The sequence below is a fragment of the Acinetobacter legionensis genome, assembly GCF_048551735.1.
Taxonomy (GTDB): Bacteria; Pseudomonadota; Gammaproteobacteria; order Pseudomonadales; family Moraxellaceae; genus Acinetobacter.
The window spans coordinates 98,160-120,978 of record NZ_JBIMBV010000010.1 but is presented as its reverse complement, the minus strand read 5'-3'; the positions used below and the strand labels follow the sequence as shown (position 1 = coordinate 120,978).

20 protein-coding genes and 1 other RNA gene are annotated in these 22,819 nt (G+C 37.5%); 10 read left to right on the top strand and 11 right to left on the bottom strand.

The window, feature by feature from the left end:
- The first annotated feature begins 4 nt into the window (after window positions 1-4).
- The 3 genes from ACG9ZL_RS11045 to ACG9ZL_RS11035 all read left to right on the top strand — a co-directional run bounded on the left by ACG9ZL_RS11045 (window position 5) and on the right by ACG9ZL_RS11035 (window position 2,717).
- Window positions 5-883 carry a sulfite exporter TauE/SafE family protein gene (locus ACG9ZL_RS11045; protein WP_419360009.1) on the top strand — a complete coding sequence of 293 codons (879 nt, stop codon included), beginning with the start codon at window positions 5-7 and terminating at the stop codon, window positions 881-883.
- 143 nt (window positions 884-1,026) lie between these two features.
- Window positions 1,027-2,118 carry a 3-deoxy-7-phosphoheptulonate synthase gene (locus ACG9ZL_RS11040; RefSeq protein WP_004719768.1) on the top strand — a complete coding sequence of 364 codons (1,092 nt, stop codon included), beginning with the start codon at window positions 1,027-1,029 and terminating at the stop codon, window positions 2,116-2,118.
- 74 nt (window positions 2,119-2,192) lie between these two features.
- Window positions 2,193-2,717, top strand: a complete 525-nt coding sequence (locus ACG9ZL_RS11035) for a protein tyrosine phosphatase family protein (protein WP_419327363.1) — start codon at window positions 2,193-2,195, stop codon at window positions 2,715-2,717.
- A 128-nt stretch (window positions 2,718-2,845) separates the two neighbouring features.
- Here the strand turns inward: ACG9ZL_RS11035 and ACG9ZL_RS11030 are convergent, their stop codons facing one another.
- The 4 genes from ACG9ZL_RS11030 to ACG9ZL_RS11015 all read right to left on the bottom strand — a co-directional run bounded on the left by ACG9ZL_RS11030 (window position 2,846) and on the right by ACG9ZL_RS11015 (window position 8,345).
- Window positions 2,846-5,815, bottom strand: coding sequence for a M66 family metalloprotease (locus ACG9ZL_RS11030; protein WP_419360007.1), 2,970 nt, complete (start codon window positions 5,813-5,815; stop codon window positions 2,846-2,848).
- 369 nt (window positions 5,816-6,184) lie between these two features.
- Window positions 6,185-6,913: a histidine phosphatase family protein gene (locus ACG9ZL_RS11025; RefSeq protein ID WP_336950884.1), complete on the bottom strand. Its 729-nt coding sequence runs from the start codon at window positions 6,911-6,913 to the stop codon at window positions 6,185-6,187.
- Window positions 6,914-7,021: 108 nt separating this feature from the next.
- A complete protein-coding gene (locus ACG9ZL_RS11020) occupies window positions 7,022-7,873 on the bottom strand; it encodes a 3'(2'),5'-bisphosphate nucleotidase CysQ family protein (RefSeq protein ID WP_336950883.1) in 852 nt (283 codons plus the stop codon).
- Between the two features lie 304 nt (window positions 7,874-8,177).
- Window positions 8,178-8,345: a hypothetical protein gene (locus tag ACG9ZL_RS11015; RefSeq protein ID WP_419360005.1), complete on the bottom strand. Its 168-nt coding sequence runs from the start codon at window positions 8,343-8,345 to the stop codon at window positions 8,178-8,180.
- Window positions 8,346-8,622: 277 nt separating this feature from the next.
- Here ACG9ZL_RS11015 and ACG9ZL_RS11010 point away from each other — a divergent pair, with 277 nt between their 5' ends.
- The 6 genes from ACG9ZL_RS11010 to ACG9ZL_RS10985 all read left to right on the top strand — a co-directional run bounded on the left by ACG9ZL_RS11010 (window position 8,623) and on the right by ACG9ZL_RS10985 (window position 14,225).
- Window positions 8,623-9,342 (top strand): HAD-IA family hydrolase, encoded by a 720-nt coding sequence (locus ACG9ZL_RS11010; RefSeq protein WP_419360003.1) that lies wholly within the window; start codon window positions 8,623-8,625, stop codon window positions 9,340-9,342.
- Entirely contained in the window at window positions 9,326-9,766 is a 441-nt protein-coding gene (locus ACG9ZL_RS11005) for an Hsp15 family ribosome-associated heat shock protein (protein WP_336950812.1), read from the top strand. The genes ACG9ZL_RS11010 and ACG9ZL_RS11005 overlap by 17 nt, the downstream gene beginning before the upstream one ends.
- 159 nt (window positions 9,767-9,925) lie before the next feature.
- Complete coding sequence (recA, locus tag ACG9ZL_RS11000; protein WP_336950811.1) at window positions 9,926-10,969, top strand: recombinase RecA; 1,044 nt, start codon at window positions 9,926-9,928, stop codon at window positions 10,967-10,969.
- 145 nt (window positions 10,970-11,114) lie between these two features.
- Window positions 11,115-11,963 carry an SDR family NAD(P)-dependent oxidoreductase gene (locus tag ACG9ZL_RS10995; protein ID WP_419360001.1) on the top strand — a complete coding sequence of 283 codons (849 nt, stop codon included), beginning with the start codon at window positions 11,115-11,117 and terminating at the stop codon, window positions 11,961-11,963.
- A 1-nt stretch (window position 11,964) separates the two neighbouring features.
- Window positions 11,965-13,395, top strand: coding sequence for a class I adenylate-forming enzyme family protein (locus ACG9ZL_RS10990; protein ID WP_419359999.1), 1,431 nt, complete (start codon window positions 11,965-11,967; stop codon window positions 13,393-13,395).
- 203 nt (window positions 13,396-13,598) lie between these two features.
- A complete protein-coding gene (locus ACG9ZL_RS10985) occupies window positions 13,599-14,225 on the top strand; it encodes a regulatory protein RecX (protein WP_336950808.1) in 627 nt (208 codons plus the stop codon).
- 383 nt (window positions 14,226-14,608) lie between these two features.
- On the opposite strand, the gene ffs is transcribed toward ACG9ZL_RS10985, so the two are convergent.
- An RNA gene (gene ffs / locus ACG9ZL_RS10980) (signal recognition particle sRNA small type) lies at window positions 14,609-14,705 on the bottom strand.
- A gap of 382 nt (window positions 14,706-15,087) precedes the next feature.
- Here ffs and ACG9ZL_RS10975 point away from each other — a divergent pair.
- On the top strand, window positions 15,088-15,945 hold the full coding sequence (locus ACG9ZL_RS10975; RefSeq protein WP_336950807.1) for a YbgF trimerization domain-containing protein: 858 nt from the start codon (window positions 15,088-15,090) through the stop codon (window positions 15,943-15,945).
- Between the two features lie 68 nt (window positions 15,946-16,013).
- On the opposite strand, the gene lpxA is transcribed toward ACG9ZL_RS10975, so the two are convergent.
- The 6 genes from lpxA to rseP are packed head-to-tail and all read right to left on the bottom strand — an operon-like array spanning window position 16,014 to window position 22,819.
- Window positions 16,014-16,802: an acyl-ACP--UDP-N-acetylglucosamine O-acyltransferase gene (gene lpxA, locus ACG9ZL_RS10970; protein WP_336950806.1), complete on the bottom strand. Its 789-nt coding sequence runs from the start codon at window positions 16,800-16,802 to the stop codon at window positions 16,014-16,016.
- On the bottom strand, window positions 16,799-17,284 hold the full coding sequence (gene fabZ, locus ACG9ZL_RS10965; protein ID WP_004719745.1) for a 3-hydroxyacyl-ACP dehydratase FabZ: 486 nt from the start codon (window positions 17,282-17,284) through the stop codon (window positions 16,799-16,801). The genes lpxA and fabZ overlap by 4 nt, the downstream gene beginning before the upstream one ends.
- Window positions 17,285-17,286: 2 nt before the next feature.
- Window positions 17,287-18,357, bottom strand: coding sequence for a UDP-3-O-(3-hydroxymyristoyl)glucosamine N-acyltransferase (gene lpxD / locus ACG9ZL_RS10960; RefSeq protein ID WP_419327327.1), 1,071 nt, complete (start codon window positions 18,355-18,357; stop codon window positions 17,287-17,289).
- 3 nt (window positions 18,358-18,360) lie between these two features.
- On the bottom strand, window positions 18,361-18,846 hold the full coding sequence (locus ACG9ZL_RS10955) for an OmpH/Skp family outer membrane protein (protein WP_336950804.1): 486 nt from the start codon (window positions 18,844-18,846) through the stop codon (window positions 18,361-18,363).
- Window positions 18,847-18,889: 43 nt separating this feature from the next.
- A complete protein-coding gene (bamA, locus tag ACG9ZL_RS10950) occupies window positions 18,890-21,427 on the bottom strand; it encodes an outer membrane protein assembly factor BamA (RefSeq protein WP_419359998.1) in 2,538 nt (845 codons plus the stop codon).
- Window positions 21,428-21,463: 36 nt separating this feature from the next.
- Window positions 21,464-22,819, bottom strand: coding sequence for an RIP metalloprotease RseP (rseP, locus tag ACG9ZL_RS10945; RefSeq protein ID WP_336950802.1), 1,356 nt, complete (start codon window positions 22,817-22,819; stop codon window positions 21,464-21,466).

Here is a 22,819-nt window from a genome sequence, read left to right as displayed (position 1 = left end):
AGTCATGTTTGGTCCTGTTGAGTTTATTCTAGCTGGCGTTTTAGTCGGCTTCTGTGTAGGTATTACTGGTGTAGGCGGTGGTTCACTTATGACCCCCATCTTGATTAGTTTATTTCGAATAGAACCACACATCGCAATCGGAACAGACCTACTTTATGCAACTATTTCTAAATTTTGTGGCTCAATGGTTCACGCTAAAAAACTGAATATCGTTTGGCCGATTGTTCTCTGGTTAGCTTTAGGCAGTGTCCCTGCTTCATTTATCACCCATTGGGTTTTAGACAATTATCTCAGCAGTTCAACGCACTACAAATCCATTTTAACCATGGTGTTAGGCTTTATGCTGACCATAACAGGCTTGTCTATCGTGTTCCGTTCTAGAATTGAAAAATTCTTTGCCAAATTTCGTGCAGAAAAGCAAGATTTTCATGAAGCCAATAATTTCAACATTGAAGGCAAACGCACTTATGTGGTGATTATGGGGATTGTACTGGGTGTGTTTGTGACCCTTTCTTCTGTAGGTGCTGGCGCATTTGGTATCATGGCACTGATCCTCATGTTTCCAAATTTACCCATGATTCGTATCATTGGTTCTGATGTTGTACATGCTGTTTTATTAACCTCTGTTGCTGGATTTGCACATATGACATCTGGCAATGTAGATTTTCATCTGCTTGGATGGTTGTTGGTGGGCTCAATTCCTGCAATTGTGGTGGGAACCTTAATCAGTTCTAAAATGCCAGAAAAAATGATTCGCAAGGTTTTGGGGATCACCCTATTTGCCTTGGGTATTAACTTTATCTTAAACCCAGTTAAATCCAAACCTGTAGAAAAACCACAGGTTGCAATGGTGACGCCATCCGTCCAACAACCACAGGTTTAAAATTAAGCTTTTATTAATAACTAATAGTTATGAATTGACCGCAAAGTTTTAATGATTTATTTATGACAAAACTTCGGCCAATTCGTGTTATATTCTGACCACTAAAAATACTTTCTGTATGTTTCTAATACCCAGTGACGGCAATGAATACATTAAATTCAAATCCAATTACTCAATCAGATATTGATGACGTGAATGTCCAAAGCATTCAAACGCTGGTAACCCCAGCGGAACTTAAAGCTGAATTACCATTAAATGAAAATGCCTACCAAACTGTACTTCATGGTCGGGAAACTGTTCGTAATATTTTAGATGGTAAAGATAAACGTCTATTTGTTGTGATTGGCCCTTGTTCTATTCATGACCCTGTTGCAGCACATGATTATGCAAATCGTTTAAAAGTATTAAGTGAAAAAGTAAAAGATACTTTATATATCATCATGCGTGTTTATTTTGAAAAACCTCGTACCACCGTTGGCTGGAAAGGTTTGATCAATGATCCAGATATGAATGATTCTTTTAATATTGAAAAAGGTCTACGTTTAGGGCGCAAACTATTGCTTGAGTTAAACGATAAAGGCTTACCTTGTGCAACTGAAGCGCTTGACCCAAACTCACCACAATATTACCAAGATCTTATTTCATGGTCTGCAATTGGTGCACGTACAACGGAAAGCCAAACACATCGCGAAATGTCTTCTGGTCTTTCGTCACCTGTAGGCTTTAAAAATGGTACAGATGGTGGTTTAACCGTTGCAACCAATGCTATGCAGTCTGTTAAACATGGTCATAGTTTCTTGGGTTTAAATAACGAAGGCCAAGTTTCAGTGATTCGTACTAGTGGTAACCCTTATGCACACGTTGTATTACGTGGCGGTAATGGTAAGCCGAACTATGATGCGGGTTCTGTTGCTGAAGCGGAAAATGCATTAGCAAAAGCCAAAGTCAGCAATAAAATCATGATTGATACCAGTCATGCCAACTCAAATAAAGATCCGTATTTACAACCGCTTGTGTTGAAAAATATCACCGAACAGATTTTAGATGGCAACAAATCTATTGTCGGCATTATGGTTGAAAGCCATATCAAAGGTGGGCGCCAAGATATTCCTGAAAATCTGGCTGATTTAGAATATGGTAAATCTGTGACTGATGGCTGTATCGATTGGGAAACCACTGAAAAAGCACTTCTGGAAATGGATGCAGCTTTAAAAGAAATTTTACCAAATCGTTAATTAATATAAAAACGCCATCTACATAGATGGCGTTTTTGTTTATGATGTTATTAAACATTTTCTGTAAGAATGCTATGAACGAACTTGAACAAGAACTCTGTCAAATCGCAAACTTCCAGTTTGTCCACGAACATTTACTGACTTCAGGTCAGCCGAGTGCTGAACAACTGAAACAGATTAAAGAATACGGCGTAGATACAATCATCAATTTGGCATTTACAGATGCCAGCTTACACCTTGAACATGAAGATAAAATCTGTGCTGAGTTTGGACTCAACTACATTCAAATTCCAATCCATTGGGATACACCAGCAGATGATCAATGCTTATTTGTGTTAGATTTGATCGCGCATTTGGTACAGGAAAAAATCGTTTGGGTACATTGTGCGAAGAATATGCAGGTGAGTTGTTTGATGTATTTATATCGCCAATATTATATGGATATCGATATGCCAGCCGCACAAGAGTTGATGCATCAAATTTGGGAACCCAATGAAACTTGGACTGGTTTAATACATGCTGTTGCCTTACAACTACAAGGGCGTAAAGCCACTGAAGATTTACAACACTCTTTGATGAATGCGGATCAGTTTTCTTAAACCAGCCTAACAACATTTCAATCATTGATGTATTTAAGTAAAATCATCAACATGAACAAAAATAAGCGCCTTATGGCGCTTATTTTATTGTGATAACTTAATGTTTGATTTGCTTATTTGATCAATGGTTACTTGATTAGAAGCTGCTTGATCAAAGCTAAATTTTCAGCACGGGTTGCAGCCAAAATCAAACTGTTATTGGCAGTAAGATTTGTCCATTTTTGATTCCCACCAGTACCGCAATTATAACTAATCAAACGTGCTCGGTTATTGCTTAAATAACCATATTCCAAATCAAAACATTTTGAACCTTGCTCGATACGTTGCAGTGTGGCATTCATCGCCCACACTTGGCTTGCTGCATCATGGTTACATGAGCTTAGATTAATCACCCCACCCTGATTGGCTAAACACTGATCCATATATTTTTTGCTGTGGATTTTACCCATTGCATCGTAGATCCACTGTTCAGTGTCATCACCCGTACAGCCACTCTTACCACTGATATAGGCATTCAATTTGCCATTAGCCAGTGTTTCAACTTTTAAACAATTTGTCCCATTTTTAATACTGGAAACATGGTTTAAATTGAAATCAGTACTTAGTTCCAACTTTGCCATAAACTGATTAAATGCCTCAATCGCTTCAACATTGCCACTTTCGAGATCAGTTCGATATGCATTTATCCAACGATTTAAACGATAAAGTTTAATTTGCTGTTGGGTATAACGAACCATTTCTGTTTGCGCGTCCGCTGACAATTCAGTTTTAAATTGACGATAAGAGTCAAATAATAAGCGTGAATCCGCATCTAGGCTGACCACCTCTTTACCTTTATTATTCAGCAAAGCTTGTTCGAGTTGTGGCATTTCAAGTGTTCTTAATGCCGAATACTCTGCTTCTTTACCAATAGAAACAAAAGGTGTCATTGCTTGTGTAGTGACTGGGATATTGATATTCGACAATTTCACTGCTTGCTGGCCTGCTTTTTGGCAGTAAAGATCAATATTTTGAGGCGCATCACTTTGCGCAAGATTGATATGGAACTTATTGGCATTACTACCTGAGTTTACCCGTTGTGGTGCAAGTGCAATATTTTCTACTTTATTGACATACTGCACATTTAACCAACAATTTGCAGCAGTGCCAGCCGAGTTGGCCTGAGGTAGATTAAAGACATTGCCCCAATTACCTCGTGCTGCAGGATAAATAATCCCCACCTGATTGATTGGATCATAGCCACCTAAAATCGTATAAACAGGCACACTAAATAAACGTGGTTTTAAAAAGTTACCATCGGCACTGTTATACCAAACATTGCCTGAGTTTGGTGTTTTAGGTTGTGCATCTACCATTTCACGCGTTGCTGCATTCCATTTTTTATAACCTGTCGTAGAATTTGGATCCCAAACGTATTTATCAAAAGCAGGTTGAATTTTTAACCACATACTATAACCAGTATAGTGGGTATATTTGGAAATCGAGCTGGCGCTAGATCCACCACTCATGGCATCCCAACCATAAGCATAGAGATTTTGGAAGTTTGGTACACCATTACTACCATCACCTAAATTGGTATTGCCCCAATTTAAATTGCCACGCATTTTATTTCGAAATGCAATATATCCCCAGCCACTATCAGCATGATGTGCAGACCAGAAATAATTTGTAGGACTTCCACTTGTTTCGACTGAGCCAGGATAATGCCCTAAACCATAGTGATGCCCGATTTCATGGCTAAATTCATTCCCCACCGAATCGATCAATGTCAAAATACCATTTCCACCACTTAAGCCGTGATTGGACTCACCATTGGCATATTTACCTCTGGCATGATGAATCACCACACTTTGAGTCACTTGTGGTTGCTCTTGACTTTGCATCGATGAACTGGTGACACCCCAATTCGCTAAGTTAATTCCCACACTAAATGTTGATTTAGCAGTATTTTCACGCATATCTCCATCATAGACACCACCATTGGTTGCACTGACAGAATCGTAAATGACACCACTTGCAACCATGACCCGATTAAGCTTCATTTCATCGTATTTGCTGACAATCATTTTTGCAGCAGGGATGGTTTGGAAATAATCGGTTCCTGCTTTTTCAGGTTCCAACAGCATATAGTGACCATTGGATTTAGGTGCATCAGTCAATAAACCTAAACGAATACTTTGTACCACCAACTCGCCTGGTGCTGCAAAATCAATATCTGCCCCAGCTAAAGAACCACTGCGATTGTTTACAGGATCTATAATACGGATGGATAATCCTGAACGTACCTCATCCCACTTTAATGCTGCTGACCATGCCTGTTTAGAGTACATCACCCGCGCTCGATCATCCTGATTAGATTGATCGGAAGCAGCAAGACGTGAAGGCTCTTTTAGATTTACGGTACGTATCAGTTGGTTACCTTGATAGATTTCCGCTTGTAATTTATCAACATCTCCCATTGAAACTAAAGGTGTAACCAATAACAATGCATCTTTTTGCGTTGTTAAGCGTGGCATTTTATCCTGTTCATTATTCTTCGGATTTACCACATGGCTTTGGGCAAACTGTAGCATTGCAGCAAAGTCACCATTTAAATCATTGCGCAATAAGCGATTTCCACCCTGTGCATTAAAATCATAAAAGCCTAATACACTGCTTGAGATTTTATTTTTAACTGGTTCTGGATATTTTTCTACTATAGGTGGTGTTGTCCCTGTATTACCATTTGAACCACCCGAACCATTTTCAGGAGGCTGAGTCGTGCCACCGTTTGAACCGCCCGAACCACTCTCAGGAGGCTGAGTCGTGCCACCGTTTGAGTCGCCTGAACCGTTCTCAGGAGGAGTCTCAGTTGATCCACCATTTGAACCCCCCGAACCATTCTCTGGAGGCAAAGTCGTACCGCTATTTGACCCCCCTGAACCGTTGTCTGGGGTTTCTGGTGTACCATCTCCAGGTAACTCATTTGTACCATCGCCAGGGTTTTGCGGTATATTCGATGGCTGATCATTTGTTGCATGGCTATCACTACCACCCCCACATGCGATAAGCATTGCTGAAAGCGTACAAATTGTTAAATATTTAAACCGTAATTGCATCACATATCTTCCCCATATTTATAACGACTTATCTCTATCCTTGGTTTTTGAGATTAAATTAAAATAATTATATATTTCAATAGTTTAAATATATCACACAGATTATAATCATGTGTTTTTTTATTTAAAAAATATAAAAAGGACAGATTGCCCTAAATTTTACTTTTATGGATTTATTGAGTCTTAGGTTGTTATTTATCGGCACCGTGGCGCTATCGCGTGGCGATTGGGGGTATCGCCCATTGTGTGTGGGTATGCGGGGATACAGATTGAGTAGTGCAAGATGAGGCATCACCTACACAAAGAGAGAAGGAACTTTCAAGATCAATATGATTCACTCAACATAATTATTTTTGGATTTAAAAACAACTATTGCTGAAAATCTCGTATCGACAATTCACCACGTTCGCCTCGCCAAATCCATTTTAAACGACTATCTGCAAAACGTTCACCTTCAAACCAAACAAATAGCCCTTCCATCATCTCAGGCCAATCACTTTGACTGATATAGGTACGTTTTGAAATCACCGCAATAATCGCAGCAAGAATCGTATCGTGGCTCACAGCCAAACTAATACCGTTGTTTAGCGTAGGATGTGTTTCATAGATTAATTCAAGCACATCCACCACACCCGTAATCGGATGCTTCATACCAGGTAAGGCATTATTGACAAAACTGTTGATAAAACCTAAAGCACCTTGTGCTCTAAAATAGGGAGCAGCCTGTTTAATATCCAGCACAAAGCTTCCCGGCTCAACCAATAAGCCCTTTTCTACAATTTCGATATGATGGGTATTCGGATAAGGAGAAATTCCGTCAGCGCCTTGAATCATCAAAGCCGCGGTATCGACACAACGCTGAATGGGGCTTGAAATACAATGTTGGATCACTCGATCCGTATTTTCAATCAAATAACAGCCCCAAGCTTGGGCTAGATCACGACCTTGGGAAGTTAATTGCAGATCATAACCTGCCAGCCCCTGCCCATTCACAACCTCACGAATTGAATGACGCGTGAATAAGGTTACAGGTGTTTTCGCATCGGGCAATAAATCTATTGCTTTTAGCATACTGTTCGGCAATAAATCTAAGGCCATATCAACTTAAAACTCATTTTTATACAAGCTTACTATAACATATGCAGCCAAACGCTCAATCTAATCTCAAAGTGTTAAATTATCTATAAAATGCATATGTATATCAGATTAAAAGCTCACATTGCTTAATGCTTCTAAAGCAATTTCTTTATTTTCGATGTTCCGAAATGCGATAAATCCATCATTTAAAACGGTATCACGTTGATTATAGGTAAATGGTACCGCAGCTAAACTCAGTAATCCGCCACCAATACTTTCCAATAATCCTTGTCCTGCACTGGTATCCCACTCAGAGGTAGGATGGAATCTTGGATAAATATCGATTTCACCTTCAAGCATCATACAAAACTTATAGGCACTGCCAGCCTCGCGTCTAATTACAGGTGACTCTTGCTCAATATAATCAATATATTGCTGATACTTTGGGTTTTTACTGCTATGGCTGAGCCCAATTTGAATTGCATCTTCCTCTACCGCTTTAAATTTGCAATAACGTTCCCAAGTATTATGAATAAAGCAATATTTATAAGGCAATTCTGTTAAATAACCTAAATACATCACTTGTTCAGTAGGTACAGCAATGATTGAGAATATGGTTTGGTGATTGTGAATTAGACTTAAATTAATGGTGAATTCATCACGTTCATGAATAAATTCTTTTGTTCCATCCAAAGGATCCAGCATCCAGCAAATATTCCATGTATGTCGTTGAGAATAATCACTCTCTTCTGATAGAACTGGAATTTCAGGGGTAATTTTAGCTAATTGTTCAATTAAATAGGCATTTACTTTTAAGTCAGCTTGGGTAACTGGTGACTGATCATCCTTTTTATCAATATTAAACGCATTTCCAGCACAATAATTTTGGTATTCCTCGAGCAAGATCTGACTTGCAGATGCCAAAACTGGAACTAATTTTAAAATTTGTTCATCTTGTGGTGCTTGAGTGGTAATAAACATTGATCCGACCTGTAGGATGTCTGATTTTTGTCCACAAGCCTACCATTTTTTTATGTTGAGTGCATGAAAACAATAACTTTTAAGTAATAAATATCTTGAGCTTAGATGTGCTTTTCGAACACTATATAGACTTCTAAATTTTCATTTGATTTAGATTACTCCAAGTCTATTCAACCTATTTAAAATTTTATCCAATGAAATCCATTTTAATATGGATAAATTAACCAATAACATATTGTTTTTATTAATTGTATTTATATAATTCCTCACAACTTTAAAATTCAGGCTTCAGATGCGTTGAATTTTAATCGTTGTTTTGTTCATGAATATTTTTTAAATCGGGTCTATGTTCATATATATTTTTTTGCAGTTCAAAAATATGACTGAGCACTTTGCCGATAAGCAAAATATTTTCCCTATTTTCCAATTCTGGTGCTTCTTGGATTTTTCCTGAAATATTATCTAATAGCATCGCTGCTTAATGTAATTCAGAATTTATAATATCTAATATGTTCATTTAATTCTCATTTATATCGTTTGGATCTAAGTGTTATAGCATTTAGATCTAATGCTTTAGATTGCAATATATGTAGTTGGCTCAAATTTTGAAACCATCGCTAGCGATTAGTGACCAATAAAAAAATTCGAAAATAGTAAGCTATCCAGTTCATCATCCCACATTTATTTTATTAAAATTTACACACTCATCGTGTCTTTGCTAAACTTTAAAAAACTTAGGAGTTTCTTGAATGCAAAAACCGATCATCTTTTTTGATATGGACGGCACACTCCTTGATTTAGCTTTCGATGATCTGATCTGGAATACCAAACTCCCCGAACGTCATGCAGAAACCCATCAATGTAGTTTAGAGCACAGTCAAAATATTCTAAATGCATTTTATCAACAACATAATCATACCCTCTGCTGGTATTCTTCAAAATATTGGTCTGAAAAAGTTGGGGTTGATGTCCTCCAGTTACAATATGATTTTAAAGATAAAATCACCCCAAGAACGGGCTGTTTTGACTTATTAAAACAATTAAAAATACAAGGTTATCGTTGTTGGTTACTGACCAATGCAGATTGTGCTGGCTTAAAACTTAAACTTGAAAATGTTGATCTCAGCCCTTATTTTGAAGTAATGATCAGTAGTGAAGAAATTGGCTATTCCAAAGAGTTTATTGAGTTTTGGCAAATCCTACAGCAAAAGCATCCATTTGACCCACAAAATGCATGTTTTGTGGATGACACTATCCCAGTATTAAAAGGTGCTGAAAAGTTTGGTATAGCACACTTAATCACGATTACCCAACCTTCCAGTGGTCGTACTGCGCGTCATCAATTAGAATTGGAATATCCTGCAATCAATCATTTAACTGAGCTTTTACCTTTACTGAAAAACGTAGTGTTAGCAAATTTACAGTCAACAGATTTAGAACATAAGGATGTCGATGTCAAAACAGCCTGAGAAACAACAACTTGAAACAATGCGTGTAGACAAATGGCTTTGGGCTGCACGTTTTTTTAAAACACGCTCTATTGCCAAAGATGCAATCGAGGGTGGTAAAGTTCATCATAATAATGAACGTGTTAAAGTCTCAAAAGAGATTCGTGTTGGAATGGAGCTCACCATACAACAAGGTTTTGATCGTAAAACGGTAGTGATTAAAGCACTCTCCTTTGTTCGTGGCGGCGCACCGATCGCCCAACAACTTTATGAAGAAACTGAGGTGAGTGTGGCACGTAGAGAGTTGATTTCATCCCAAAGAAAATTGCATAATCTAGCACGCCCTGATCATCGACCAAGTAAAAAAGATCGACGACAAATTAGCAAATTTAAACAAGAAAATGATCAACAATTTGACCAATCTTGGTCCTATGATGATGACTGAATTCGTTTAGGTTGGGTACGACATCTTATGTCGTACTAATGTTTTTTAATATAGAACCATTTTTTATTTTCTGTCACTATTACTGCCGTGGACGAAAGATCAAATTTAATGACATCCACTTAAGATATTAGTGATATTACATCGTTTGAGGTTTACGAGATGGATGATAACAAAAGCAAGGCACTGAATGCGGCACTGAGCCAAATTGAGAAACAATTTGGTAAAAACACAGTGATGCGCTTAGGTGATAACACTGTTCAAGCGGTTGAAGCAGTTTCTACAGGCTCTTTAACACTTGATATTGCATTGGGTATTGGGGGCTTACCAAAAGGTCGTATCGTTGAAATTTACGGTCCTGAATCTTCTGGTAAAACGACAATGACGCTACAAGCCATTGCGCAATGCCAAAAAGCAGGTGGAACATGTGCCTTTATTGATGCGGAACATGCTTTAGATCCACAATATGCACGTAAACTTGGGGTAGATATAGACAACCTTTTAGTTTCACAACCAGATAATGGTGAACAAGCACTTGAAATCGCAGATATGTTGGTTCGTTCGGGTGCAGTCGATATGATCGTTGTCGATTCTGTAGCAGCGTTAACCCCTAAAGCCGAAATTGAAGGCGAAATGGGTGACTCTCACATGGGTCTACAAGCACGTTTGATGAGCCAAGCTTTACGTAAAATCACAGGTAATGCCAAACGTTCAAACTGTATGGTTATCTTCATTAACCAGATTCGTATGAAAATTGGGGTTATGTTTGGTAGCCCTGAAACCACAACTGGTGGTAACGCATTGAAGTTCTATGCTTCTGTACGTTTAGATATTCGTCGTATTGGACAAGTTAAAGAAGGCGATGAAATTGTAGGTTCTGAAACCAAAGTCAAAGTTGTTAAAAACAAAATGGCGCCTCCTTTCCGTGAAGCACTTTTCCAAATTATGTATGGTAAAGGTGTGAACCATTTAGGTGAATTAGTTGATCTGGCTGTTGCACAAGAACTCGTACAAAAAGCGGGTGCTTGGTATTCATATCAAGGTGACAAAATCGGTCAAGGTAAAAACAATGTCATTCGACATTTAGAGGAAAATCCTCAATTGGCTCAAGATCTTGATCGTATGATTCGTGAAAAACTTTTAACCACTGCCAATGCTGCACCTGCAGAAGATAAAGAAGAAGAACCTGATCTTTTAGATGTTTAAATTAAAACTTTATTTTAAGTATATCAAGCGCCTTTCGAGGCGCTTTTTTATGCTAAAAACCAAATTAAACAACAGTCATTTTGATTTAAGATAAATTTCAGTTATAACTAAACGAAAGCCCTATAAATCAGACTTAATCATTATCATGTATAAAAAAATCAGAACAATCACTGAATTTTTATTTTTTCGAGCCCCACAAATTCAAGAAAATATACTGGATCAACATTTCTGCAATAAAACGATTTTAATTACAGGTGCAAGTTTTGGGATTGGTGAAGCATGTGCAAGGCTGTTATCCAATACACAATGCACGCTTGTGCTGATTGCACGTAGTACAGATAAGCTTGTACAACTCAAAAGTGAATTAGAATCTAATCAGTGCCATATTGAAATCATCTGTGCAGATTTATATCAATCCGATGCCGCAGAACATATTTTTCAAAGCCTAACAGCGCGCAATATTCAGATTGATGTATTGATCCATAATGCAGGAAAATCAATTCAGCGCTCTATTTGGGATAGCTTAGATCGCCCACAGGATATCGATCGAACCATTGCAATTAATTACATCAACCCTGCCCAACTTACCCGTTTATTGTTAACTGATTTAAAACTCAAGCAAGGGCAAATTATTGTGGTTTCAACCATCAACACCAAACTATTTGCCCCGCCATTTTGGTCAACCTATCAAGCCTCGAAAACAGCAATGCAACAGTGGATTCTTGCCATTCAACCAGAATTGGCGGTTTATGAAGTACACGCAGGCTTAGTCTACTTACCCTTAGTCCGTACACGAATGATTTTACCCACTAAACAATATCAGCAAATGCCAGCGATGCAAGCAAAAGACGCCGCTCAAGCAATTCTTGCGTGCCTAATTTATCGTAAACGACAATGGCAACCATGGTGGCTAGGAATTGCACAGATTGCTTCAATATTGTTGATCACACCGATTTATTATTTCTATAAAAATTTACTCAAGCGAAAGTTATAAGATGAAATGGTTCTTTTGGTTAAGATGGTGCATAAGTTTATGCTATAGCACTATTCAACATGGTATTCATTTATATAGTATTTTAGATGTTCAAACACGTATTCAAAAAAATAAAACAGCATTTATTATTGATGATCAACAAATTAGCTTTTTAGAATTAAAATACAGAACTGACCAACTTATTTGTGCATGGCAAAACCCACATAGTCCGAAGCAACTTCCACAACAAATTGGTTTAATGATGCAGCAAGACCTAGATAGCTTAGCGGCCTTGTTTGCACTGAGCCGTTTAGGTAAAGATATCATTATCGTTAACCCCAACCTCGTACAGCATAAACTTCAGGCTTTAATTGACCAGAGACAACTACATCTTGTTGGCAGTTTAGAAGTATTTACTCCAGTCAATATCCAAAATTTTACGCTTATTCCTGCACCAAGTACCCAGCAGAAATTTCGTATAAAACCGACTTATTTTAATAAAATAAGTGTCTGCTCTGCTGGTTCAACAGGGATTCCCAAAGTTGCCACAAGGCAATCTAAGCCACTACAAAGTTTACCCTTGTTAGACCTCATGCTCAGAAAATTAAAATTTTTTAAAATTAAGCAAATTTTTGTGATGACACCGCTCTGCCATGCGGCAGGTTTAACTGCCAGTTTGATGGCACTGAGCTTTCATAAAACTGTGATTTTGCAAAAACGTTTTGATCCACAATCTGCCAAGCAACTGATTAAACACCATCAAATTGATTGTTTAAACTTAGTGCCCACTATTTTATACCGTTTAATTGAACTGAATGCTCCTCTGTGCTCAGTACAATACATCATTACAGGTAGCGCGCCTTTAAGCGCGAAATTGGTCAAACACGCGCTACTACACTATCCTCAGCTACAACTGTTCAATCTCTATGGCAGCTCTGAAAGTGGTATTAACCTCTTGGCAAAAACAACTGATTTAAAACGAAATCCAGAAAGTATAGGAAAAGCTATTCAAGGTGTACAAATTAAAATTGCCGACTCTACGGGTCAGCCTTTAGAAAATGGCAATATCGGTATCTTATGGAGCAAATGTGCTTGGTCAATTACACCGAATCAATGGCTACAGTGCGGAGATTTAGCCGTACAAGATGCTGAAGGTTATTATTATTTAAAAGGTCGCTCTGATGATATGTTAATTTGCGGTGGAGTCAATGTTTACCCGATTGACTTGGAAAATATTTTATATACCCATAGCGCAATTAGCTATGCACGCGCTTATGCTATAGATGATACTGATCTTGGACAATGCTTGGCAGTAGACATTATTCTCTATCAGGTACTGAATATTGAAGAATTACAATTATGGATTAGTGGCCAAACGCCTCGCTACCTTCGCCCTAAATCAATTCGAATCATTGACCGAATAGAAACGGATAGTATCGGTAAGCCAGTTTAGGCGTTATTAAGCTTCGACATGAAGCGTTTTAAATAAAAATTTAAATCCTCATATCTGTTTATCTTCCCCCTCTAATACTTGCTTAGACTCTTTGATATTTAGGAGGAGTAAAATTCATCTGTATAGCATTTGCACTGTTAAAAAAATGAATTAAAGCTAAACTAGCATTTATCTCTGAAATAAATAGATTGTTATCAATAGCTATGAGCCGAGCAAAATTTCCCAAATTGTTAGATTACCAAAAACTCAAACAGCAATTTGGTGAACAGGAAGCAACAGAGTATCAGCATTCTACATCTCGACCTGCAGAACCTGAATCTAATATTGCAAATGATGAACACGCTTTTAATGCCGCACAGGATCTTGCACCCAAACCACAGGGCTTGACCGGTACTCGTTTGCGTTCTTATGCTTTTGCTGTGTTGACTCGAAAAGAATATTCTAAAGCTGATCTGATTGAAAAGCTGATGACCTATGCACAAAGCCGTGAAGAGGTTTTAACTTTGGTTGATGAGTTGTCAGCAAATAACTACCAAAGTGACCAACGCGTAGCGGAAATGACTGTACGTAGCCAAGTCCGTAGAGGTAAAGGCCCGAATCGAATCAAACTGGCTTTACGTGCCAAACAACTGGATAAAGCCTTGGTTCAAGAGGATATTGCAGAAATTGATTGGTATGAACAAGCCTATCAATTGAAAGTTAAGAAATATGGTACGGAGGTCAGCAAGGATCCAAAAATTAAAGCCAAACAAATTCGCTTTTTACAATATCGTGGGTTTGAAATGGATGCGATTATGAAAGCAATTTCAAAAAAACCAAGTGATGATTGATGATGGTCAGTCGATACAATTCCAAATAAACTTTTCATTTAAAGGTAGGTTGAAAATCTTAGACTGAAAATCTATTGATAGAATTCCCTTCTCACTTTTGTTTTCTTATAAATTCTAAGCAGATGCAATATCTTTTAGCCCTGCACAAGCTAGCATTTCATTCATCCATAAAACTATATGCGTATTTTCAATACAAGCTCAATAAGGATGATAGATCTTTAATCACGACTAAAAAATGATGGTTGAATTAAATAAGAGGGTCTAAAGATTGAAAATATAAATTTTCAGGGATTAAATAACAGAGATAATTTTAAAATGTAGCATATAAATTGAATGGATATATTGAGTTATTATTATTGGTAAATTTAGAAATCTGGTGGCAGCCCTACTAGCAAAATCTCGGCACATCGTATTTCTGATACCGTTGCTACCTTCCGGTCCTGGCGGGGTTTTCAGAGTACAATTGCGAAACCACCAGCAGGGCTACCATTGCAAGAACAGAGTATAGAGATTTTTAATTTTCTTTCAAGCCTAACATTGTGATTTTCTCAAGTTATTCATTCGTTTGCTTATTTCATCATCAATATAGTTAATTTTTAACAGTAATTCTAACTTTCTTTTCAATAGCCCATTAAACTTATCAAGCATCCGTTAATATTTTACTGATTTTTTTCTCAGCACTACTTCATAAATTACAAGCGTTAAAATACAAAAAAGCTTCATATTGCATTAGAATTAGCTGAAGATTGTAAAAGCATCTTGCAATTCCGCCCCTAGCCGTTTTTAATGATAACAATTATTGATTTTCAAATAGCCCATATCAACCTATTTGAAAAATTTTGACTTTGATGGATTTTAAATTATGCTAAAAAAGCATGCTCTGTTTTCTATTGCTTTACTCAGTTCAGCATCTTTATATGCAATTCCTATAGAATCTCGTGGATTAAGTGATACTGCATCATCGCGAAATGATGTAGCAAATTCACCAGCACCCATTGCTGGAAATATGAATTGGGATTTAATACAAAAGAATCAACAATTAGAAAATCAAATTCGTGAATTACGTGGCAAGATTGAAGAACAAGATCATGCCATCGATCAATTAAACAAAGAACTCACCAACCGCTATACCGATTTAGACCAGCGTCTTGAACTTCTCAATCAAAAGCTTGAACCTGAGAGCAATCAACCAGAACAAGCCCCCGCTGAAAATGCGCCTGTCGATAGTTCAAACACAACTGATCAAACAACTTCGACAAAGAAAGCTACGACAAATAGCCCAGTACCGACAACGGCACAAAATTCAGCAACACCAACCACCGATAGTGGCAATAATACCAGCGATCCTGTTGCACTCGAAAAAGCTGCCTATACTATCGCTTTAGATGCGTATAAAAAAGGCGGTGCAAAACAAGCCATTGCTCCTATGCAAAACTTTATTAAAAACTATCCAAACAGTATTTATACTGGAAATGCTTATTTCTGGTTAGCTGAGTTTCAATTGGCAATTGATCCGCCAAACTATAATGACGCCAAGAAAAACTATGAAATTGTGGCAGCTAAATTTCCAAACTCATCTAAAGCACCACGTGCCTTATACCAACTTTATAGTATTGCCAAAGATGTCAACAAGAATACCCAAACTGCGAATGTCTATAAAAATAAACTGTTAAGCACTTACCCTAAATCAGAAGAAGCTGGTTTTTTCAAAAAAGGCTAACAATCTTATTTATAGCTTAAACAAAAAAAATGCCTCAACTATGAGGCATTTTTTGGAATCATTAACAATTAACGCACGATACCGCGCTTAGATTCTAATACTGAATCAATCAATAACTGGACTTCTTCAACTTCTGGAAGGATCTCTTGACGAATTTTTTCAATGGCTTGCTCAGTGGTTAAACTCTCTTTATAGATCAATTTAAACGACTCTCTTAAGCCTTGAATCACATTCTTAGACCAGCCTTTACGGCGCATCCCTTCTACGTTCATACCATAGGCATGCGCAGGATTGCCTGAAACCATGACATAAGCGGGAACATCTTTAAGAATCAATGATGCGCCACCAATCATACTATAAGAATCAATCTTACAGAATTGATGGATACCTGAGTTCCCGCCCACAATGACGAAATCGCCAATGTGCACATGACCAGCGATGCCTACATTATTTGCAAAAATATTGTTATTTCCAATCAAACAATCATGTGCAATGTGTGTATTCACCATCAATAGGTTATTGTTCCCTATTTTGGTTAGACCTCGATCTTGAACAGTGCCACGATGTAAGCTGCAATGTTCACGGATTTTGTTATTGTCGCCAATTTCTAACCAAGTTTCTTCACCCTGGTATTTTAAATCTTGACAAATTTCACCTACACTTGCGAATTGGAAAATATCGTTATTTTCACCAATACGTGTATAACCTCCAATCACAACATGTGAGTGAAGTTTGGTACCAGCACCAATCGTCACTTGCGGACCAATAATACAATATGGTCCAATTTGGACATCTGGTGCTATCACTGCAGAAGAGTCAATAATAGCGGTTGGGTGGATTAAGTCGTTACTGCTCATGCCTGCTCTAATTTCTGATGAGAAATGATAATTTCAGCTGTTGCTGCTACCACGCCGTCAACACTGGCAGTACATAAATACTTGTAAATGCCACGTTTTTGCATGAGTAATTCAGATTTTAGCACGAGTTGGTCACCTGGTACGACTTGTTTTTTAAATCGTATTTTTTCAGCACCAGCGAATAAGAACAAGGAACCTGGTCTTGGCTTTTCATTATTCATGATAAAACCGAGCACACCAGAAACTTGTGCCATCGCCTCAACGATCAAAACACCCGGCATAATTGGATAGCCTGGGAAATGACCCTGCATAAATTCTTCATTAATTGAAACGTTTTTGTATCCTACAATCCCATTCTCTGTAACTTCAGTTACACGATCGACAAGCAAAAATGGATAACGATGTGGCAAATATTCGCGAATCGTTTGGGTTTGCATTGGTAATTCAGGAACCGTAAAAGGTAGAGATTTAGACTCAGTCATAATTATTTACGCGACTTTAAAGTTGATTCAATGGACTCAATTTGAGCCTGCATATGATCTATTTGTTTCACCAGTTTGGTCAATGGCACATCTGCTAATTGTCTTAAGCGAACAACCGTTCTTTTCCAATGATTTGTTTCAAACTGTCCAGTACCTGAAGAATAAGAACCCGCTTCAGAAATACTTTTTGTGACTATTGACATTCCAGTAATCGTAACATTATCCGTGATTTTTATATGCCCTACGATACCAACAGCACCCGCAAGAACACAGTTTTTGCCAATAATGGTACTTCCCGCAATACCACACTTAGCTGCGATGGCAGTATTCTCGCCAATCTGCACGTTATGGGCGATTTGCACAAGGTTATCAATAATGACACCATCATGAATGATTGTATCGTCCAAAGCACCACGATCAATACTACAATTTGAACCTATACGGACATCATTTCCAATACGTACAGAACCCAATTGAGCAATACGATTCCACTTTCCTTGATAGGGAGCAAAACCGAAGCCCTCTCCACCAATAGCGGTATTAGAATGAATTCGAACACGATCTGCGATTTTTGTTTGACCTGTGATCAGCACATGAGAGTCAATGAAACTGTCTTTGCCAATTTCAACACCATCGTCAATTTTGCTTTGCGATTGGATAATTGTATTTGCACCCACCACACAATCATTACCAATCACAACATAATGACCAATATACGCATCATCTGCAATAATTGCTGAAGGAGAGATTTGTGCAGTACTTTCGATCCCCCGTTTACTTATTTTAACTTCAAATTGATGGGTTAAAATTGCAAAAGCGAGATAGGGATTGGCAACAACAATAAAATTCTGGCAATTTGTGAGCTGTTCTTTTAACTCAGCCGTGACAATCAAAGCACCGGCTTTAGAGTTTTGAGCTTCATTCAAATATTTGTCGTTATTTACAAAAGAAATATGATTGGATTGCGCATGTTCTAAACTTGCAAGCCCATCTAAAACAAAATTGGCTTGACCAATTAGCTCACCTTGTACAAGCTGAGCTAATTCATCGAGATGAAAACGATTTGATTTCATTGATTATTTAATTGCATTAACCTTTTGGATCATTTTAGCAGTTAAATCACTCTTTGCGTCATAAGCTAGTGCTGAATTTTTATTCAAAACAAAGTCTAATCCACCTTCTTGGCGCAATTGTTCAGCAACTTGCTTTACACGAGCCTCAAAAGTCGCATTAGTATTTTGAATTGTACTTTGTACTTTAGCCTGAACACCTTGCTGAATCGTTTGGAATTCATTCACTTTTGCTTGATACTGCGCATTAATTTGCTGAACATTTGCACCTTGAGCCTGTGCTTTTTGTTTCAATGCTTCAATATCTTTGGTGATTTGTTCAAGCTTCGTGGTTTGCGGTTTAACCGATTGTTCTAAACTTGCATTCTGTTGCTTTAAGTAGCTACTACTTTCTACAACTTTTTCCAGATCAACTACACCAAAACCAGCTGCTTGAACCAATCCAGCAAAACCTAAACCCAAGCCCATAATGGCCATTTTCATTGTTTTCATCATTGTTCCTTATATTAAGTTAAATCTCGTAAAAAGATCACACTTAGAAAGTACGACCAATCTCGAATTGAATATTTTTAGTTTCATCGCCCGGTTTGTCATTCAGTGGGAATGCATAACTCAACGAAAGCGGGCCAATCATGGTAATCCAAGTAAAGCCTACACCCACGCTATAACGCATGTTACCAAAGTCAAAATCATAGTTATCTTTACAGTACTTTTTAGCATCAACACCTTGATCAGTGTCACCACCTTGCCAATATAATTTACCTGTAGCAGTACTACAATTTGTATCAAAAACTTGCGCACCTTCAGCAAAAATCACAGGGCGAATCTGACGTGCCCAATCACCTTTAAATGGCACTGGTAAAGCCAACTCTGTACCAAATTGTACTAAAGCATTACCACCGACTTCTTCAGGATCGTAATCTTTGGTTTTTCTTTCATTATACGTTACACCAGGATATTTGGGTCCCAATGTACTATTGTCATAACCACGAACCGAGCCAAAACCACCTGCATAAAAGTTTTTATAGAAGGGTAAATCATTACCATAACCTAACTTACCATAGCCACGTAATACAAAATCACGACCTAATTGGAAATAAGTTTGCGCATCATATGTGACTTTTTGATATTCAACATCACTACCTGGTAATGCAATTTCAGCATTGATACGATGTGCTGTACCATTGGTAGGGAAAATTGGACGATTCAATGTATTATATGACCAACCTAAATTTAAATTATAAGTTAGATATTTACCTTCAAATGCATCACCATATGGAGATAACTTATCAGCAGGACAGTCTTTATAACCAGTTATTTTACTAGGATCTTTTGGGTCCTCATAAAGTGGTTCTAAATCAACTGTACAATATGTTGAAGTATGGGTTTGCTTGCCACCATTTGCTAGCAAATAATCACGTACATAAGTTGAAACATAAGCACCGGTAGTTACTTTAGTTTGGTCAATGTTTAGACCCGCACTAATATTTTGGTTCTCGTCAATTGGATAACCAAAAGTAATACCACCACCAATACTATCCGTCACATAGTTGTTAACGTTATAGTCATCATTTAACTTGGTTTTACGATAGTACATATTATAACCACGACTAACACCATCTATGGTAAAGTATGGATCTGTCACACTTAAGTTATAATAATCTTGAGTTTCTGAACGAGATAAATCGATAGCAACACGATTACCTGTTCCCATAAAGTTAGTTTGGCTTAAACCTGCTTGGAATGTGATACCACCATTCTGAGAGTAACCCACTGCCAATGTACTGGTACCAGAATGCTGTTCTTCAACATCAATATTCAAGTCCATTTGATCTGGCAAGTTCGGTACGCGAACAGGCTTAACATCAACTTTACTAAAGAAACCAGTACGTTCTAAACGAACTTTAGACAAGTCAATTTTTTCATTACTCGCTAAAGCACCTTCCATTTGACGCATTTCACGACGTAATACTTCATCCGCAGTTTTGGTATTACCAGTAAAGTTAATACGACGTACAGTTACTTGTTGACCAGGATTAATATAATAATTTAAATCAACTACATGCGTTTCATTATTAATTTCAGGAACTACATTTACTTCTGCATAATAGTAACCTGCATTACCATATTTACGTAAAAGTAACTGTTTTACAGCATTCACTTTTTCTTGAGAATAAGTTGTCCCATCTTTATAGATTTGCAACGCTTTCAAATCTTCAGTTTTATAAAGTGCATCACCTAAAAATTTAGATTCACCAAATTTAAACTGCTCGCCTTCATTCACTGAAACTTCAATAAAGATATGTTTTTTATCTTCACTAAGATTCAAATTTGAACTGTTAATATCAAAATTGATATAACCTTTATTGAGATATAACGCACGTAATGACTCTAGACTGGCTGACATTTTTTCGCGTGCATAACGATCATTTCGAGAAATTACCGATAACCAGCCACTTTCTTTTACCGCAAACGCTTGTTTAATTTCGTCTTCTTTAAATACGGTATTACCAATAATATTGATATCAAAAACTTTTGCAGGTTTCCCTTCATTAAAATTAATATTCAATTCGACGCGGTTATTTGGCTGAGCAACTTGTTCAACTTTAATATCTGCATCATAACGACCTTGTTGAGCATATTGTTGCTCTAACTCAGTTTCTAAGGTTTGTAATGCAGACTTTTTAAGCACTTCGCCTTCAGCCAAGCCCATCTTCTTTAAACCATCCGCCAAAGCTTCTTTGGGAATCAGTTTATTGCCTTTAAAATTAATTTTTGAAATTACTGGACGTTCAATCACTTTAAACACCAAGATACCGTCTTGGTTAGATGCTTGTATATCATCAAAAAGATTTGAAGCATACAAAGCACGAATTGAATCCGCAATTGCAGGATCATTGACACGGTCACCACTATTTATTGGTAAAAGTGCAAGAACATTTTGTTGCGTTAAACGAACCAAGCCATCCACACGAATATCACGTGCAATGAACTCATCTGCCGCTTGTACTTGCTGTACAGCTGCCATCGCACTAACGAGCGCTAATGGCATAAATAAATGTGAGTGCTGCATGCCTATTATTTTCCAGTAAGTTAATCCACAATTGCGTTATAAACGCATAAAATCATTAAATATTGCTAGAAGCATCATGCTACCTAGCAGTACCATACCAATTTTTAACCCAACCAATTGTATTTGTTCAGAAACAGGCTTACCACGAATTAATTCAATAATGTAATAAACCAAATGACCACCATCTAGCATTGGAATAGGTAGTAAATTCAAGATCCCCAAACTCACACTCATCAAAGCCATAAACGAAATAAATGTCTGCCATCCCATTTCAGCGCTTTGACCAGCGACTTTGGCAATTGTAATTGGACCTGATAAATTATCTAAGCCAATTAAACCACGAACCATCTTCACCATAGAATTCAAAATCATTGCAGAAAGTTGCCCGGTCTTTTCAACAGCAACAACAAATGCTTCAGCAGGATTATATTGAATTGTTTGTTTATATTCAGTAGGAATTGTCAGTTTATCAGTCTGCGCTTGTACACCCAACATACCTGTTACATTTCCCATATTGTCACGTTTACCTTGTGGCATTACTTGTAAATGTACAATCTGTCCTTGGCGCAACACATCAACTTTAAGTAACTTTTCAGGTGATTTTTGTACCACATCTACCACATCAAACCAATCTTTCATTTTCACTTGATTGATTGAAATGATTTGATCACCCTCTTTCATTCCTTGACGAAACGCAGCGCCATCGCTACTTAACTTATAAACAGTTGCAGGGATTTGCGGACGATATGGGGTAAAACCCAGTACATCAAAAGGTGACTGACTTTGATCTTTTAAGAAATTTTTGATGGGTAGAGCAAAACTTTGAGGCTGACCATTACGCTCAACTTGAACATCGATATGACCAGTTTCACCAACACGATCAACGATTGCATAATTAAGTTTTTCCCAAGTCGTGGTATCTGTTCCATCTACAGCAACAATTTTATCACCAATCTGCATTTGAGCTGTTGCAGCAGGGGTATTGGGCAAAATAGCACCAACACGAGTATTTAATTGCTCTTGCGCAGGAAGAAATAAAATCCAAAACAAGAAAATTGCAAAAATTAAATTGATCAATGGTCCTGCAGCAACAATCGCTATACGTTTCCATGGTGCTTGACGGTTAAATGCTAACGGTAAATCTTCCGCACTAACATTACCCTCACGCTCATCTAACATTTTGACATAGCCACCCAGTGGTAATGCCGAAAGTTGATATTGGATACCTGATTTTTTCGATGTCCATTTCAACAAAGTTGGACCAAAACCAATAGAATAGACCAGTACTTTTACACCAAGCTTACGCGCAACCCAATAATGCCCAAACTCATGAATCGCAATCAGTGGACCAAGTAAAAATATGGCAGCAACAATGATAAATAAAACATTCAT

Bases quoted from the DNA above. Each gene is read 5' to 3' on its own strand.
- ACG9ZL_RS11045 (WP_419360009.1), top strand. From the start codon at position 5: ATGTTTGGTCCTGTTGAGTTTATTCTAGCTGGCGTTTTAGTCGGCTTC.
- ACG9ZL_RS11040 (WP_004719768.1), top strand. From the start codon at position 1,027: ATGAATACATTAAATTCAAATCCAATTACTCAATCAGATATTGATGAC.
- ACG9ZL_RS11035 (WP_419327363.1), top strand. From the start codon at position 2,193: ATGAACGAACTTGAACAAGAACTCTGTCAAATCGCAAACTTCCAGTTT.
- ACG9ZL_RS11030 (WP_419360007.1), bottom strand. From the start codon at position 5,815: ATGCAATTACGGTTTAAATATTTAACAATTTGTACGCTTTCAGCAATG.
- ACG9ZL_RS11025 (WP_336950884.1), bottom strand. From the start codon at position 6,913: ATGGCCTTAGATTTATTGCCGAACAGTATGCTAAAAGCAATAGATTTA.
- ACG9ZL_RS11020 (WP_336950883.1), bottom strand. From the start codon at position 7,873: ATGTTTATTACCACTCAAGCACCACAAGATGAACAAATTTTAAAATTA.
- ACG9ZL_RS11015 (WP_419360005.1), bottom strand. From the start codon at position 8,345: ATGCTATTAGATAATATTTCAGGAAAAATCCAAGAAGCACCAGAATTG.
- ACG9ZL_RS11010 (WP_419360003.1), top strand. From the start codon at position 8,623: ATGCAAAAACCGATCATCTTTTTTGATATGGACGGCACACTCCTTGAT.
- ACG9ZL_RS11005 (WP_336950812.1), top strand. From the start codon at position 9,326: ATGTCAAAACAGCCTGAGAAACAACAACTTGAAACAATGCGTGTAGAC.
- recA (WP_336950811.1), top strand. From the start codon at position 9,926: ATGGATGATAACAAAAGCAAGGCACTGAATGCGGCACTGAGCCAAATT.
- ACG9ZL_RS10995 (WP_419360001.1), top strand. From the start codon at position 11,115: ATGTATAAAAAAATCAGAACAATCACTGAATTTTTATTTTTTCGAGCC.
- ACG9ZL_RS10990 (WP_419359999.1), top strand. From the start codon at position 11,965: ATGAAATGGTTCTTTTGGTTAAGATGGTGCATAAGTTTATGCTATAGC.
- ACG9ZL_RS10985 (WP_336950808.1), top strand. From the start codon at position 13,599: ATGAGCCGAGCAAAATTTCCCAAATTGTTAGATTACCAAAAACTCAAA.
- ACG9ZL_RS10975 (WP_336950807.1), top strand. From the start codon at position 15,088: ATGCTAAAAAAGCATGCTCTGTTTTCTATTGCTTTACTCAGTTCAGCA.
- lpxA (WP_336950806.1), bottom strand. From the start codon at position 16,802: ATGAGCAGTAACGACTTAATCCACCCAACCGCTATTATTGACTCTTCT.
- fabZ (WP_004719745.1), bottom strand. From the start codon at position 17,284: ATGACTGAGTCTAAATCTCTACCTTTTACGGTTCCTGAATTACCAATG.
- lpxD (WP_419327327.1), bottom strand. From the start codon at position 18,357: ATGAAATCAAATCGTTTTCATCTCGATGAATTAGCTCAGCTTGTACAA.
- ACG9ZL_RS10955 (WP_336950804.1), bottom strand. From the start codon at position 18,846: ATGAAAACAATGAAAATGGCCATTATGGGCTTGGGTTTAGGTTTTGCT.
- bamA (WP_419359998.1), bottom strand. From the start codon at position 21,427: ATGCAGCACTCACATTTATTTATGCCATTAGCGCTCGTTAGTGCGATG.
- rseP (WP_336950802.1), bottom strand. From the start codon at position 22,819: ATGAATGTTTTATTTATCATTGTTGCTGCCATATTTTTACTTGGTCCA.